This is a genomic window from Legionella gresilensis (genome assembly GCF_900639865.1).
GTDB classification, from domain to species: Bacteria; Pseudomonadota; Gammaproteobacteria; order Legionellales; family Legionellaceae; genus Legionella_C; species Legionella_C gresilensis.
Genome location: NZ_CAAAHX010000002.1, coordinates 253,780 through 269,313 on the forward strand (window position 1 = coordinate 253,780; position 15,534 = coordinate 269,313).

A 15,534-nucleotide genomic window follows, 5' to 3' on the forward strand; every position below is an offset into this window, starting at 1 on the left:
TATTTCAATTTTCAAAACTATAGTGTAGATTAGCCGACTTTTGATATTTGTGAAATACCCATGAGACCTGTCGTTTATCTTAATCCTGAAAAACAACATACTATGCGCCGCGGCCATCCTTGGATTTTTCCCAAGGCAATTTGTAAAACGCAAGGTAAACTTAAAACAGGTGAGTTAGTTGATGTCGCTGATTTAAACACTAAGGAACGATTAAGTTTAGGTGTTTATAATGAACATTCTTTATATCGTGTCCGGATATTAGCCCAAAGTTGGGAAGTGTCTCCTGACTTTACATTGATTAAATTGTTAGAACAGCGATTTAAACAAGCTTTAGCAGTAAGAAGAGCACTTAATTTACCTAATGAATTAACTAATGCGTTTCGTCTTTTTAATAGCGAAGCAGATGGTTTATCTGGTTTAACAATTGATCATTTTAATCACGTTTGTGTTGTTTCAAGCTCTGCTTATTGGGTCGAATTGCATAAAAATGATATTACTGCTGCTCTTAGAGGTATTGTAAGTTGTGAAAGAGTAATTTGGCTTTCCCAACAAAAACCCTTAAAGCAAGATGGTTGGGAAATTAGTGAAGAAACATCTAGGGAAGAGCTTTCTATGGATGTTTTAGAAGCAGGCATAATCTATCAAGTGAATTTTGCTAATGCGCAAAAAACAGGTCTTTTTCTCGATCAACGTGAGAACCATGAGCGTATTGCTAATCTTGCACGTGATAAAAGCGTTCTAGATTTATATACTTATACCGGTGGTTTTGCACTCCATGCAGCGCGTGCTGGGGCAAAAAATGTTTTAGCCATTGATAGCTCAGCGCCGGCTATTTTGCAAGCAAAACAAAATGCTATAAAAAACAACCTTACCAATGTTGAGTTCATTGAAGGTGATGCGCGTGATTATTTAAGTCAAGCCCAAAATTATGATTTAGTTATTCTTGATCCTCCTAAATTAGTCCCTTCTAAACAGCATCTGCAACGGGCAAAAAATTATTACCGTTTTCTGCACAGAGAATTATTTAACGTGATGCAATCAGGATCTTTATTAATGACCTGTAATTGTTCTTCAGCACTCTCAACTGCAGAATTTGTTAATCTTATTCAAATGCAAGCGTTAGCCGTTCAAAAACAGGTGCGTATTTTAGGCACATTTGGGCCAGCCAGTTGTCATCCAACACTCCCTTCTTTTCCCGAGGGGAATTATTTAACGGCTGTCTTGGTAGCTATTGTCTAGCCTTGGATTTTTCAGGCATACAAAACCTTAATATTAGTTAAACACTTTTTCAATCTTGTTTAAAACAAAAATAAATTATACTTAATTAAACCTTAGGTTTCGTCTCTACGTTTAAATTATCGTTTTTATTTAATTTTTTTAAAATTATAGTTCATTTTAATTTTTTATCTAGAAAAAAACATTTATTTATCAACGGTGAGCCCGGAAATTAACCTCGGCTGTTATTAAATATATTTTTTGTAAAACTGTTGATCAAAAAATGCTGCATCTGTATAATGCAAAGTCATAAGGGTTATCTATTTGCTAGAATGACTAAAAGTTAAATTGAGGTGTAACTAAAATGGAAACTAAAGTTGAAAAGAAAGACATGAAATTCATAGCATTTGCAAATGCTGGGAATGACACTACAAATGCCTTACAAGAAAAATTAGGTATTACACATAAATATACTATTGGCCATAAGCACCCTCAAGAAAAATATATACCTTTACAGATAGTTGAAAGCAATAGAATTAGTATAGAGGATGATAATACGAGTTTCGTTATTTTAGGACATACTAGTGACAATCCTAGTGAAACACATGGAAACACAACGTTAGGTGGATATGACGCTGAAGGATTTGCTAGTAGAATGGATGAAATGATAGCGGAGACAGACAGATCAAAAGTTAAACATTTTTATCTTGTTGCTTGTGAAGTTGGTATGTCACGAGACGGGAATACTCCTGCTTTAGCCCAAAAAATTGCATTTGCATTAGAAAATAAAGGTTTCCGTGAAGCAAAAGTTCATGCAATTACAAATAATAGTGATAACCCTGGTGAATCAATGGTTGTTACAATTACATCTAAAGCTGGAACTAGTAAATTAGAAGGCCATCAAAATGGACATGTAACAGCCACCTCATTTCACGAGAAAAATGAGAAAATAAGGCTTGCTGATACTGGTAATATTATAGAAGAGCTACAAAGGCCACAACATACTTTTGATCCGATAAATGGTCAGGTATCTAAGAAGATCGAGAAGCAAGAAAAATTCATTGAATTACTTCAATGGGAAGTTAAGCAGTATAATGATACAAAGCATATAGACGCTTTTACTAACCTATTAAAGATCATAAAAAATACACCAAGCAAAGATTGGAATGCGGAAGTTATTACTCAATTAGCTAAGTATCGTAATAAGACTAAAGGATCATGGACGAGATCTGCAGATTCTTCAACTTTTTATACACGAGTTGTCAGTTTATATGTTGATGTGACTAAACTTGAAGTTAAACAGGTGCAACAACAGATCGCAGAGCGAGCTAAACAAATAAAGTCTAAGAAAGGACAAACTACTAGTGCTCAAGTTGTTGCGACGAAAACTCACCATGGAGAGAAACAGTCAAAGTCCTTTTCATTTATGAAAAAGAAAAAGGAAGAGAGTAAGAAAGAAGAAAAGCATGACCATAAAAACTCTAAAAAAGACGATGAGGATACCAGTAAAAACAAAAAAGTTGGGGGACACACGGTATCAACAATAGGAGAGATGGCTTCATCTAAAACTTCTCAAGTACGCCATAGACATAATGCGGTTAAAGAAGGCGAGGGCACGGGACGAGTTGAAGAGAAGATGCCGCTATTAGGAAATCAAGGAAATAGAGGATCATCTGAGGATTCTGAAAAACAAAGGTCAAGCTCTGCTTCTACAGATAGATTAGTGGCTAATTCAAAGGTTAAAGAGCTCCAAGAAAAATTAAATAATATTGCCAAAACATATGATGATAAAAGAAATACTCATTTTGGTAAATCCATAGGTTTCTTTCCGAAACGTTCTAAGCGACATGAGCAAATTGAGACATTAAAAAAGTTAGCTCTTGAAAATGATTATGATAAAATTACACAAGGTATACAAGAAGTAATTGAAGCTATTAAAGGTGAATTCCTCATGGCGAAAAGTTCACTCAAAGAAGTTTTAGAAGAAATTCTAAACCCGCAAGCGGCCACGCTTAGTAAGCCTTAATCATCATTTTAGGTCTAACTTTCGGATACTTTAATATTAAAATAAGTCCCTAATAGGGGCTTATTTATTTTCTGTTAATTTCGTATGGCGCTGCCGCAAACAATCGATTAGCTGATAAAAATCTACCTCACAACTTACCAAAAGTACTAACAAATGATAAATTAAATCAGCACTTTCATTAATTAATTCTTCTTTATCCTTTTTCATAGCAGCAATTACCACTTCAGTTGCTTCTTCACCTACTTTTTGAGCGCAGCGTGCAAGTCCTGATTGTAATAGTTGAGCAGTATAGCTTGACTGATTTAAATGATTGGCGCGGTTTTTGATAATGTTATTTAATTCGCTTAAAAAACTAATTTTTGTATTAATCGAAGGTTGGAAACAGGTTTTAAAGCCTAAATGGCAAGCGGGGCCTTGCGGTAACACTTGGATTAATAGGCTATCTCCGTCGCAATCTGTGCTTATTGCCTGTACCGTCATGGTATTACCGGAATTTGCACCCTTACGCCATAATTCATTACGGCTACGACTAAAAAAAGTTAGCTCTTGTGTTTGTTGGGTAATTTTTAATGCTTCTTCATTCATATAACCTAGCATGAGTACATCACCACTTTCGGCATGTTGAACAATTGCTGGTATTAAACCGGCCATTTTTTCCCAGGCAAGCTTCGTTGGGTCAATTTTAATCATTGCCTTACCTCAATTTGGTTTTTTGCTAGATAAGCCTTTAAAGAAGGAATAGCTAATATTTGATCATGAAATACGCTAGCTGCTAATGCACCTTCAACTTGGGCTTCTTTAAAAACGCAGCTAAAATCTTCTTCTTTGCCCGCGCCTCCTGAAGCAATAAGTGGTACATCTGTAACAGCACGAATTTGTTGTAATTGTGCAATATCGTAACCACGGCGAACACCATCAGATTGCATGCAATTAAGCACAATCTCGCCCGCGCCTCTGTCTTGTACTTCTTTAGCCCAATCGAGGGTTTTACGAGCAGCATTACGTATTGTTTCTTTACTGCCTGTATATTGAAAAACATAAAAATCATCATCAATCCATTGGCTATCGATACCAACAACCACACATTGACTACCAAATGTTTGACTTAGTTCGTTAATGAGCTTTGGATTTTCTAATGCTGGACTATTAATAGAAATCTTATCAGCGCCAGCATTTAAAATAGACTTTGCTTGGTTAACAGTACGAATACCACCTGCAACTGTAAAAGGAATATTAATCGTTGCGGCGACTCGATTAATCCATTCTGGGCAAACGGGGCGATCTTTAGAACTTGCCGTGATGTCATAAAAAACTAATTCATCTGCTCCTTCATCTGAATAGCGTTTGGCTAAAGTAAGAATATCGCCAATGATACGATGATTATCAAATTTAACGCCTTTAACAACAACATTATCACGTACATCAAGGCAGGGAATAATTCGTCTAGCTAACATACAATACTCTCAAAAGATGAAATAGAATTAGCCTCATAAAGCATACGACCTAAAATGGCAGCGCTTACACCGAGGTTCGCTAACGTATTTAAATCCTTTTCATCACGTATGCCGCCAGAAGCCTGCCAATGCAAGTTAGGAAAACGCAGCATGGCTTGTTGATAAAGGTCAAAATTAGGACCTTTTAACATGCCATCGCGGCTTATATCAGTGCATAGAATAGTTTTGATGTGCCATTGTTGGTAATGGGCAACGATTTCCCATAAATTGGCTTCAGTTAAGGTTTGCCAGCCATGAATAGCGGGTTTTGGTATTTCATTCTCAATATGCACATCGATAGCAAGAATAATACTATCAGCGCCCGCTAAATCTATAATTGACCGGGTTAACTCTAAATCAGTAACAGCAATGCTTCCCAAAACTAATTGGTTAATGCCTGCTTCAAGGCAGTTTTTGGCTGTATCTAAATCACGAATACCACCGCCTACTTGCAAGGTGCAACCAGCTTTTTGTAGGGATTTAATTAAAGGAAGTTGCTGTATCTTACCCGTTTTAGCGCCATCTAAATCGACAATATGGAGGTGATTCGCGCCGCGCTTAACATAATTATTTGCTAGTGTTAATGGATTATAAGAATAAATGGTTGTTTGATTAAACTTACCTTGTCGTAAGCGAACACATTGACCTTGCTGTAAATCAATCGCAGGAATAAGTTTCATTTAAAACTCCAACAGTTGCAGCATTAGATTGAATGGTTAAAAAATTTCGTAATAAACGTAGTCCTATACTTGATGATTTTTCTGGATGAAACTGCATGCCATAAAAGTTATTCCGCTTAATAATGGCTGCAAATTTTATACTATAGTCACAAAAAGCAAGTGCATGGTTTTTTTCTTCTAAAGCAAAACTGTGTACAAAATAAACGTAGTCTTTGTTCGTTAAACCATCTTGCAAGGGAGAGGGGCATGCCCAGTTTAAAGTATTCCAACCCATATGCGGTACAGGATAGCCCTTTTGTCTGGGCAGACATTTAGCTATACCAGGAATTAATCCAAGGCAATCGACACGGCCTTCTTCACTATACTCAAGTAACAACTGCATGCCTAAACAAATACCTAAAACAGGTTGCTTTAAGGCTTTAATAACAGGAATAAGTCGGTAATCATGTAACGCTTGCATGCCTGCATGAGCAGCACCCACACCTGGAATGATGACATGGCTTGCATTATTAATTACGTCCAAGTCATGGGTAAGTTGATAATCATACCCTAATTGTTTTAAAGCATTGGCAAGTGAGGTTAAGTTATTACCGCTGACATCAATAATAGCAATCATAAAACCCCCTTGGTAGAGGGTAGACTGGTATCAGTCTGCTGTATGGCTTGCCTTAATGCACGACCAAATCCTTTAAAGCAGGCTTCAATCATATGATGATGATTTTCACCTTTAACTGAGATGTGTAAACTGGCACCAAGGCTATCTGCTAAAGAATTAAAAAAATGCGGAATCATCTCTGTTGCTAACCCGCCTACAAACTCCCTAGTAAATTTACCTTCAAATTGACAGGAGCGTCGACCACTTAGATCAATAGCGACACTCGCTAGTGCCTCATCCATAGGGAGAGTAAAGCCATAACGACCAATACCCCATTTATCACCTAGTGCAGTTTTTAATGCTTCTCCAAGCGCAATACCTGTATCTTCAACTAAGTGATGTTCATCGACTTCGGTGTCACCATGAGCTTGTAAATTCAAACTAAACCCAGCATGTTTAGCAATCTGCTCTAACATATGACTAAAAAAGCCAATAGGCGTTTCAACATTACTTGACTTATTTGAATCGAAAATAACTTCAATAGAAATATCTGTTTCATTAGTTTTACGCTTAATAACTGCTTGACGTTTAGTATTTAAAATAGCCGCAGTAATGTCCTGCCATCCATGTTCTTTTGATACAGGTAGAAACTTGATATTTAAATTATCCGCAAATTGTTTATCCGTAGCACGATCGCCTATCATCCAAGAATATTCCCGATTAAAATTTTTGGATTGCAGAAAATCTTTTAATAAACCAATCTTAGGTTTACGACATTCACATTGATCAATTTCTCGATGCGGGCAGATGAAAATCTCATCAAAGTCGATACCCTGTGATGAAAAGATGTGCAAAATAAAATCATGACAAATTTGAAATTTTTCTTGCGGAAAGCTTGAAGTACCTAAGCCGTCCTGATTACTTATCATAATCAAACGATAGCCGGCTTTTTTTAAAGCAAGCAAGGATGGAATAACATTTGGACATAGTCGAATTTTGTCTAATGAATCAACTTGAAAATCATAAGGCTCCTCTATTAAGGTACCATCTCTGTCAATAAATAATATTTTTTGCATAGTACAACTCATCTCATATATTGTATTTAAGCTCTAGCAACTAAGTAGCGATTAAAACATCCTCACTAAATTCTTGTAATAATGTCATTAAAATCTGATTAGTCGCCTTGTCACTGATACTAATTCGTAAAAACTGCTCAAGAGGCGTATCTAAAAAATCACGTACAGCAAGATTGTGTTTTTTAAACCAGTTTGTTAATGCTTTTGCATGTTCAGTTTTAACAAGAATGAAATTAGCTTCACTAGGAAAAATAGTTTCAATAATTGGTAACTGCTGTAAAAAACCATAAACACGCTCGCGTTCACTAAGAATTTGGTGCACGCTGTCGGTCAGCCACTCTGGTTGTTGCAATGCCTGTTCAGCTAAGGCCATGACAGGGCTTGCTAAGAGGTAAGGTGCCATGATTTTTTGTAATGCTTTAATCACCCACGGGTTGGCAATTACACATCCTAAACGAAGTCCTGCTAAACCAAACGCTTTAGATAATGTACGAAGGACAACAAGATTTTCATGTTGTGAAAGTAACGTTGTAGCGCTCGAGCAGGCCGCAAATTCAATATAGGCCTCATCAATGACAACCATGGCTTTATTGCTGAAACGTTGGCAAATAGCTGCTATGTTTTCGAGAGTGATTAAGTTACCGGTAGGGTTATTCGGTTGGCAAAGAAAAATAAGTTTACAATTGGGTTGCCAAGCTGTGAAAAGTTCATCGATTGATAAGTCAAATTGTTTTTCAGGATTAAGAGGGCAGTTAATGACTTCAGCATGTTGAAGTTGGGCATAAAACATATACATAGGAAAAGTAGGTGGGCACTGAAGAATGCTATCATTTCCCGGGCTTAAAAAAAGACGCATAAGAAAATCTATCCCATCATCACTGCCTCGTGCTAGGGCAATCGATTGACTATCGACTTGATAATGAATTGCTAATTGTTCTTGCAGCGCTATTTGATCATTAACATTAGGGTAATGATTTAAAGCGAGTGTTTGTAATTTAACCGGCGACCATGGTGACTCATTCGCATGTAAGCGATAAGAAGGGTTATCTTGCGAGGGTTTATACTCTTTTAAGTCTCTTAGTTCAGGGCGTATTAAATCCATTAATGACATATTAATTCTCCAAATTTTTTAGGCGAATGCTAACAGCATTGGCATGGGCATCAAGGCCTTCTAATTGAGCTAAAGTGATTGCAGCCTGACCTAGCGCCTTAATACCTATTTGATCGATTTCTTGGACGGTAATCGATTTGACAAAATCAAGCGTGCTAAGTCCGCTATGATTGCGTGCATACCCATTAGTTGGTAAAACATGATTACTACCTGTCACATAATCACCTAAGGTTTCAGCAGCCCACGGGCCAATAAAAATAGTTCCAGCGGCATTGATTTGTGAAACCCAGTTTAATGCATCTTCCCGGTTAATAATTAAATGTTCCGGTGCATAATGATTAATTAATGTAGGTTGCTCGTTTGCTGGACATATAATGATTGAACTTTGTTCTAAAGATTGTTGAATAATCTCTTGTCTTGATAGAAAGTTGAATTGATTGGTTAGTGCTTTTTGAACAGCAAAAGCTAGGGATTTATCTTCACATAATAATATGACTTGTGAATCCTTACCATGTTCAGCTTGTGCTAATAAATCAGCAGCAACATAGTCAGGATTAGCTTGGCTATCTGCTGTGATTAAAACTTCAGAGGGGCCAGCTGGCATATCAATAGCAGCGCCATTCGGATCGAGGGCAACTTGTGCTTTTGCTTCAGTAACAAAACTATTGCCAGGCCCAAAAATCTTATCAACTTTAGTAATAGATTCGGTACCATAAGCCATGGCAGCAATAGCTTGCGCGCCACCAATAGGGTAGATGGTATCAATCCCACATAATTGTGCAGCGACTAAAAGGTGAGGGTTTATTTCTCCTTCTTTATTAGCAGGCGTGCATAAAACTTTTATGGGACAACCTGCAATTTTGGCAGGAATTGCTTGCATCAGTAAAGAAGAAATCAAAGGGGTATTATTTCCACCTGGGATATATAGTCCAACTCGCTGAATTGGTCGATAAATACGTTTGATTTTTACGCCTGGTGTCGTCGTAATACTTAAAGGCTCCGGTATTAAACTTTGGTGATATAGCGTAATAGTTTCTATGGCGGTTTTTATTGATTTTAACGCCTCTTTGCTTACAGAAGCTTGGTTAATTTTTTCTTGGGCAATTTGCAATGTTGTTAGTTTGCATTGATCAAATTGGTAGGCGAATTCAAAAAGTGCTTTGTCGCCGTGTTCTTGGACAGATGTGATAATTGCCTTAACTTGATCTTTAATATTGTTTATTTTTTTAGGCCTTGTTAAGAGATTAGTCTGCTCTGGTAAAGATAAGTTCTGCCAATCGATAATTTTTAACATCAATTACTCCAGCATTTTTTCAATTGGCAAGACTAAAATTGAACTTGCACCTAATGATTGAATTGTTTCTAAGGTGTTCCAAAATATTCCTTCACTAGAGACTACATGAACCGCTACTTTATCAGGGTAATCTGATAAGGGCAGAACAGTAGGTGATTCAGCACCAGGTAGGGCTTGACAAATTCGCGTAAGCGCAAGCTTTGGCGCATGAAAGACAATATATTTACGTTCGCAAGCCTGTAAAACTGCTTGAATTCGCCTTTTTAACATAGCAAATAAAGTATTAAATTCATCAGAAAATGATTGCGAAGATTGGATAAAAACAGCCTGACTTTCTAAAACCGTATCCATTTCAATAAGTTTATTATCTTCTAATGTTTGACCACTTGATACAATATCACAAACAGCGTCGGCCATGCCCATGCGTGGCGCTACTTCTACTGAACCCGATAAGGTTAAAATATCGGCGCAAATTTTTCTTTCTTCTAAATACTGTTTCAGTAAATTAGGATAGCTCGTTGCAATTCGTTTTCCATCTAAACTGCCAGGATTTTGATAGTTAAATTGTTCAGGTACAGCAATTGCTAGACGGCAACGACAATTACCTAGAGGAAGAATAACTTGGTAATTTGAATTACAAGTATTTACTGCTGCTTCCAGTAGAACGTTTTCTCCTACAATACCGGCATCACAGAGGCCATCAAATATTAACGTTGGAATATCATCATCTCGTACAAAAAGAAGATCGATAGGAAAATTGTCAACATGACAAAGTAATGCATTCTCTCGAAGTCGAAAGCGAAGGCCGCAACGCTTGAGTAAATTTAAAGATTCTTGAGCTAATCGCCCTTTTTTTTGTAGGGCTAAGCGTAAACGTTTAGTCATGCTGATTTAATCTCTCTGCAATTAAGGAGTAGCCGCCACTTCCCATCATTAAACTGCGGGCAACGCGGGTGATAGTCGTTACGCTGACCCCTGTTTGATCATGAATAGAACGATAAGAAAGGCCTTGGCGTAATAAAGGTACAACTTGAAAGCGATCAGCCATCGCTTCAAGTTCAGCAGGCGTACATAAATCATTGAAAAATGCACTTGCTTCTTCTTCATTGTTTAAAAGGGCAATAGCTTCCATTAATAATTGCTGAGCTTGTCGCTTAGATCCATGATTTATTTTCATATTAATGTTATATTGCATTAAAACATTAATACAATGTATCAAAAAAAATACACTACGTCAATACGCTTTAAAGAATTAAAAAATATGGTATAAACATATTTAAAGTTTTTTCTATTAAATTTCAGACACGGCACAAGAGAGGGAGGCAAAGGATTGTACATAGAAGTATAAGACTGAGCTGAGCGGGCTTGTAACGTAGGATAAAGCTTAGTGGGAAACGCTATATTTAAGGAGAAAACACGTGTTGCTTAGAAAAGATGATTCCTGTTTACTTTTAATTGATGTACAAGAAAAACTAATCCCTCTTATTGAAAATAACGAATCTGTAGTTGAACGCTGTCAGTGGTTATTGCGCCTAGCCAATGATCTTGCGGTGCCATGTCTTGTAAGTGAACAATATCCACGTGGTTTAGGACCAACTTTAGGTTCGCTTAAAACACTTACCTCTCAAAATACCATCATCGAAAAAGTGCATTTTGCTTGTTCCGGCGAACCAACCTTTAAGCAACATTTAAATGAGATAAATAAAAAACAATTAATACTGATTGGCATAGAAGCACACGTTTGTGTTTTACAAACAGCGCTTGCTTTAGTTGCTGAAGATTATGAAGTATTCATTGTGGTTGATGCTGTTGGTAGTCGCAAAGCGTTAGATAAAAAATATGCTCTTAAACGCATGCAGCAACTCGGTATAACCCTTTTAACGTCTGAAATGGTATTTTTTGAGTGGGTAGAGCAGGCTGGAACGCCACTCTTTAAAACTTTAAGTTCCACTTATTTAAAATAATTAAATGAATTAAGAGAGCAAATTAATGAATTTAGATAATCAAATTGCTGTGATAACAGGTGGTGCTTCCGGGATGGGAAAAGCTTGCGCCTTAAAGCTTGCGGATAGAGGTACGCAAGTCGTTATTTGGGATAAAGATATCAGTTCCTTTGTTGATTACCCAAATATTGTAGCTATTGAGTGTGATGTTAGCCTCGATAATAGCGTAACTGAGGCAATGAATAAAACCAAAGAGAAAGTGGGCATTCCAAGAATATGTATCAATTGCGCGGGTATTGCGCCTGCCAAACGTTTGGTAGGGAAAGAAGGAGCAATGCCTCTAAATGCTTTTAAAAAGGTCATTGATATTAACCTGATTGGCACATTTAATGTTATGCGTATGGTAGCTGAAGCAATGATAGAGCTTAATATAGATGAAGATAGCCAAGAACGCGGCATTATTATTAATACCGCTTCTATAGCAGCATTTGAAGGACAAATTGGCCAGTTAGCTTATAGTGCTTCTAAAGGCGGCATTGTTGCCATGACATTACCCGCAGCCAGGGAACTAGCTCAGCATGCTATTAGAGTTAACACTATCGCGCCTGGTCTAATTGCAACCCCCTTATTACTCAATATGCCTAAAGAAGTACAAGATAGCCTAGCAGCAACAGTTACCTTTCCAAAGCGCCTGGGCAAACCTGAAGAATTTGCTGATTTAGTGATTCATATTATAGAAAATCAACTCATTAATGGAGAGACAATTCGTCTAGATGGTGCCTTAAGGATGCAAGCTAAATAAGTATCTACTCTAATTCTATTCCTAACTGCTATAATCTTTCTATACTTATAATTAGGCCAAATTATATTTGAGCTTCCTCTTAAATAGAGGAGGCTCTTATGTATATTATGTTATTTTTAATCTATTTTATTCATTTATACGGATATTTATGGATAGAGAAGAGCTGCAGGAAAATTTAAAAAACATACACTTAAGCAAGTCTGCTCTTAATATTCTGTTTATTATGGCGCTCTTATTGCTGATTATCATTAGCTATTATTCTAATCAGCAAATTAAAAATTTAATTGAATCAAATAAATGGGTCACTCACACTTATGAAGTAATCCAAGAAATTGATTCAGTCCTCTATAAAGTTGTCAATCTTGAATCTAATCAACGTGGTTACCTTTTAACTGGTAATGAACGCTTCTTAGTGGATATGGATAGTACGAGAGAAGAACTACATAATAGTTTAAACTCCTTAAAAGAATTGATTAAAGATAATCCAGAACAAAATCAGCGTTTGAATCAATTTATTGCTGTTATTAATACTCGTATTGCCATAATAAAAAGAATTATCAATTTAAAAGTTACAAATAAATTCAATACCGTTGAAGGCAGTAATGTATTTTTAGAGGGCCAAGATACTTCTTTGCGGGTAAAAAGTATAGGGCAAGAAATTAAAGCAGTGGAGATAGTACTCTTAAGAGAAAGACATTTAGATGCCGTAAAAAATATTGATATAGCTAGCATGATCCTAGTTGCTGGCAATTTACTAAGTATAATTTCTTTAATCTTGGCGTTATTTCTAATCAATAGAGAGTTAGCATTTAGGAAAAGGGTAGAGTTACAAAATAAAAATACACAGGCACGGCTACGGAAAATCATTGAGAGTGCGAGTGATATGATTGCAGCGCTTGATAAAGACTGCCGTTTTTTAATTTTTAATGAAGAATATCAACGTGAATTTAAGCTTATTTTTAATAAGATAATTACTGTTGGTATGGCCTTGGAAGACGCTTTTTCTGAGTCAATAGCAGCACAAGAAGAGGTAGCGCGCATTTGGAAAGAGTCACTTCATGAAGATGATACCCTTAAAACGCTTAAAGTGAGTGTAGATGGTGAAGAACGTATTTATGAAGTTTCAGCTAATCTTATTTACAATGAAAAAAATGAATTTAATAGCGCCGTGCAAAGTGTTCGCGATATTACTAAAAGAGTTCAAGAGCATACCGAGTTGCAAGAATCTTATAAAAAACTCGAACAGGGCATGCAAGCCTTAGAGGATAAGAATAGACAAATTACACTTTTAGTTGAGATGAGTGATATCATGCTTGCCGCTAATTCGCAAGAAGAGCTAAGTGAAGTGATGTCTAGGTATTCAGCTAGACTTTTGGATTTTGCTAGTGGCTATTTGTATGTGATGCATCCTTCTAAAAATTATTTGGAAATAATATCGCGCTGGGGAGAACCAAGCGCTCAAGATACGACCTTTGTCCCAGAGCAATGTTGGGCAATACGTTTAGGACGTAAACATCATGTTAGCAGTTGTAATCAAAGCGAATTAATTTGTAGCCACATAAAAATAGATAATCCAGAAAAAAATGCTTTTTTATGTGTGCCATTAATGGCACAAAATGATATTTATGGACTGTTATATTTAGAACTGCTACGCAATGGTACTGAGGTTTTAGACGAAAATCACCGACTTCTTATTAATGCTTTTGCTGAATTAGCGGCTTTAGCATTAGCGAATGTGCGTTTAAGAGAGAACTTACGTTATCAATCCATTCGCGATCCATTAACAGGGCTTTATAATCGTCGCTACTTAGAAGATTTTCTTTTTAAACACGTTCATCAAGCTGAGAGAGCAAAATCAGCATTCTCTGTTCTTATGCTTGATTTAGATCATTTTAAAAAAATTAATGATACCTATGGGCATGATGCAGGCGATGCTGTCTTAAAAGAATTTGGCCGTATATTACAAGGTATTATTCGAATTGGTGATATTGCAGCACGTTATGGTGGTGAAGAATTTGTAGTGGCTTTTTATAATATCGATCATAAAACAACGTTAACGCGCGCTGAAAGTATTAGGCAAGCTGTTTTAAGATTACAAGTCCGCTATGGTGCACAGCAAGTTGGGCCCATTACTGTATCGATTGGAGTCGCTATGTATCCTAATGATGGCAGAACGCCTACGGAGTTAGTAGAGGCTGCAGATAAAGCATTATATGCTGCTAAGCATAACGGTCGTAATCAAATTATCTCTTTTGCTGAGATCAATAAAGAGTCATAATTTTTCAGCTTTGAAACGTGATCGAAGGGTGTTTAATATAACTGAGACAGAACTTAAAGACATGGCTGCAGCTGCAAAAATAGGACTTAATAATAAACCTGTAAAAGGATAGAGTAGGCCAGCCGCAATAGAGACTCCAATGATATTGTAAATAAAGGCAAAAAATAGGTTTTGTCTAATATTATATATGGTGGTTTTCGATAAGTCGTATGCTTTTAAAATAGCCACTAAATCACTATATAAAAGAGTCATATCAGCACTTTCTATAGCAATATCGCTTCCGGTTCCCATTGCAATGCCGATATCAGCTTGTGGTAGAGTAATAGCATCATTGACACCATCAAACCATTGCTTAAATGAAAAGTAGGTGGGAATAGCCCGGGGGGCTAGTAACGCTATAATACTGTGACCCCAGGCAAGTAAAGTACCAATAGCAATTAAAGTAAACATATTTAAGTGCATAGATTTTACAGATGCCTAAGCTCTAACGAAAAATGGCCAGCCAGCCCATAATACAACGGGCGTAGCAAGTATTGCTTGCAACCAGAAAGATAAATATGGTGAAAAATAGTTGTTTAAAAAATGTTCGCCCATTGCTAGTAAAACAATGGGTATCGTTATAGCTAAAGCAAGAAAAAATCGCCTACGCATGTCAATATATTCAGTATTTTCTACTGCATGGCCTTAGAAATCATTTCAGGCTCTAAGCCATGCCACATATAGGGCAGTTTCCTGGACCTTTTTGACGAATGGTTAAGTGCATAGGGAAGATATAAATTATATTAGAGCTATCTTCGGTATGAGATGACACCTTGTTAGCTTGAGAACTATGATGACAACAATTATGGTCATTAGGGGACTTATCCATTACTTTACCTATAGCCTTTCAATTTTGTTTAAAGATTTTAGTATTTCTTCAAAAAAATTACCCTAAGTAGCAAAAATTTAAGTTGGCTGGATAGGATTATATTAGTTGGATTAATTATTAATACTATAGTTGCGCTCAAATTAAAAATAGTGC

16 protein-coding genes and 1 pseudogene are annotated in these 15,534 nt (G+C 36.6%); 5 read left to right on the forward strand and 12 right to left on the reverse strand.

The genetic code is table 11. The annotated features are described in order from the left end of the window. Positions 1–60 precede the first annotated feature (60 nt). Positions 61–1,239 carry a class I SAM-dependent rRNA methyltransferase gene (locus tag E1P04_RS02945; RefSeq protein ID WP_131781428.1) on the forward strand — a complete coding sequence of 393 codons (1,179 nt, stop codon included), beginning with the start codon at positions 61–63 and terminating at the stop codon, positions 1,237–1,239. Between the two features lie 340 nt (positions 1,240–1,579). After that, on the forward strand, positions 1,580–3,241 hold the full coding sequence (locus tag E1P04_RS02950; RefSeq protein ID WP_131781429.1) for a hypothetical protein: 1,662 nt from the start codon (positions 1,580–1,582) through the stop codon (positions 3,239–3,241). A gap of 60 nt (positions 3,242–3,301) precedes the next feature. Here E1P04_RS02950 and hisIE read toward each other — a convergent pair whose 3' ends face one another. Genes hisIE through E1P04_RS02995 form a run of 9 tightly spaced genes read right to left on the reverse strand, consistent with a single transcriptional unit; the run spans position 3,302 to position 10,667 of the window. After that, the gene (hisIE, locus tag E1P04_RS02955; RefSeq protein WP_131781430.1) at positions 3,302–3,931 is read right to left on the reverse strand and encodes a bifunctional phosphoribosyl-AMP cyclohydrolase/phosphoribosyl-ATP diphosphatase HisIE; all 630 of its coding nucleotides are present in this window, start codon (positions 3,929–3,931) and stop codon (positions 3,302–3,304) included. Beyond that, complete coding sequence (gene hisF / locus E1P04_RS02960) at positions 3,928–4,695, reverse strand: imidazole glycerol phosphate synthase subunit HisF (protein ID WP_131781431.1); 768 nt, start codon at positions 4,693–4,695, stop codon at positions 3,928–3,930. Before hisF ends, hisIE begins: the two co-directional genes overlap by 4 nt. Beyond that, a complete protein-coding gene (locus E1P04_RS02965) occupies positions 4,689–5,414 on the reverse strand; it encodes a 1-(5-phosphoribosyl)-5-[(5-phosphoribosylamino)methylideneamino]imidazole-4-carboxamide isomerase (RefSeq protein ID WP_131781432.1) in 726 nt (241 codons plus the stop codon). The genes hisF and E1P04_RS02965 overlap by 7 nt, the downstream gene beginning before the upstream one ends. After that, on the reverse strand, positions 5,392–6,030 hold the full coding sequence (hisH, locus tag E1P04_RS02970) for an imidazole glycerol phosphate synthase subunit HisH (RefSeq protein ID WP_131781433.1): 639 nt from the start codon (positions 6,028–6,030) through the stop codon (positions 5,392–5,394). The genes E1P04_RS02965 and hisH overlap by 23 nt, the downstream gene beginning before the upstream one ends. After that, complete coding sequence (gene hisB / locus E1P04_RS02975) at positions 6,027–7,085, reverse strand: bifunctional histidinol-phosphatase/imidazoleglycerol-phosphate dehydratase HisB (protein WP_131781434.1); 1,059 nt, start codon at positions 7,083–7,085, stop codon at positions 6,027–6,029. The genes hisH and hisB overlap by 4 nt, the downstream gene beginning before the upstream one ends. Before the next feature lie 40 nt (positions 7,086–7,125). Then, entirely contained in the window at positions 7,126–8,196 is a 1,071-nt protein-coding gene (gene hisC / locus E1P04_RS02980; protein WP_131781435.1) for a histidinol-phosphate transaminase, read from the reverse strand. 1 nt (position 8,197) lies between these two features. Beyond that, positions 8,198–9,490: a histidinol dehydrogenase gene (gene hisD, locus E1P04_RS02985; RefSeq protein WP_131781436.1), complete on the reverse strand. Its 1,293-nt coding sequence runs from the start codon at positions 9,488–9,490 to the stop codon at positions 8,198–8,200. 3 nt (positions 9,491–9,493) lie between these two features. Continuing rightward, positions 9,494–10,375 (reverse strand): ATP phosphoribosyltransferase, encoded by an 882-nt coding sequence (hisG, locus tag E1P04_RS02990; RefSeq protein ID WP_131781437.1) that lies wholly within the window; start codon positions 10,373–10,375, stop codon positions 9,494–9,496. Continuing rightward, a complete protein-coding gene (locus E1P04_RS02995; RefSeq protein WP_131781438.1) occupies positions 10,368–10,667 on the reverse strand; it encodes a YerC/YecD family TrpR-related protein in 300 nt (99 codons plus the stop codon). Before E1P04_RS02995 ends, hisG begins: the two co-directional genes overlap by 8 nt. Before the next feature lie 241 nt (positions 10,668–10,908). Between E1P04_RS02995 and E1P04_RS03000 the strand changes: the two genes are divergently transcribed. The 3 genes from E1P04_RS03000 to E1P04_RS03010 all read left to right on the forward strand — a co-directional run bounded on the left by E1P04_RS03000 (position 10,909) and on the right by E1P04_RS03010 (position 14,513). Then, the gene (locus E1P04_RS03000; protein ID WP_131781439.1) at positions 10,909–11,454 is read left to right on the forward strand and encodes a hydrolase; all 546 of its coding nucleotides are present in this window, start codon (positions 10,909–10,911) and stop codon (positions 11,452–11,454) included. 25 nt (positions 11,455–11,479) lie between these two features. Continuing rightward, complete coding sequence (locus E1P04_RS03005) at positions 11,480–12,235, forward strand: SDR family NAD(P)-dependent oxidoreductase (RefSeq protein ID WP_131781440.1); 756 nt, start codon at positions 11,480–11,482, stop codon at positions 12,233–12,235. Between the two features lie 148 nt (positions 12,236–12,383). Further along, the gene (locus E1P04_RS03010; protein ID WP_131781441.1) at positions 12,384–14,513 is read left to right on the forward strand and encodes a diguanylate cyclase; all 2,130 of its coding nucleotides are present in this window, start codon (positions 12,384–12,386) and stop codon (positions 14,511–14,513) included. Here E1P04_RS03010 and E1P04_RS03015 read toward each other — a convergent pair. From E1P04_RS03015 to E1P04_RS17555, 3 genes and pseudogenes are all read right to left on the reverse strand, one after another. Beyond that, positions 14,508–14,855: pseudogene (locus E1P04_RS03015) on the reverse strand (haloacid dehalogenase); the annotation flags it as partial. The gene E1P04_RS03010 and the pseudogene E1P04_RS03015 overlap by 6 nt on opposite strands. Before the next feature lie 135 nt (positions 14,856–14,990). Beyond that, the gene (locus tag E1P04_RS17550; RefSeq protein ID WP_165482659.1) at positions 14,991–15,164 is read right to left on the reverse strand and encodes a hypothetical protein; all 174 of its coding nucleotides are present in this window, start codon (positions 15,162–15,164) and stop codon (positions 14,991–14,993) included. A 52-nt stretch (positions 15,165–15,216) separates the two neighbouring features. Then, entirely contained in the window at positions 15,217–15,381 is a 165-nt protein-coding gene (locus E1P04_RS17555; protein WP_165482660.1) for a heavy metal-binding domain-containing protein, read from the reverse strand. Positions 15,382–15,534: the final 153 nt, after the last annotated feature.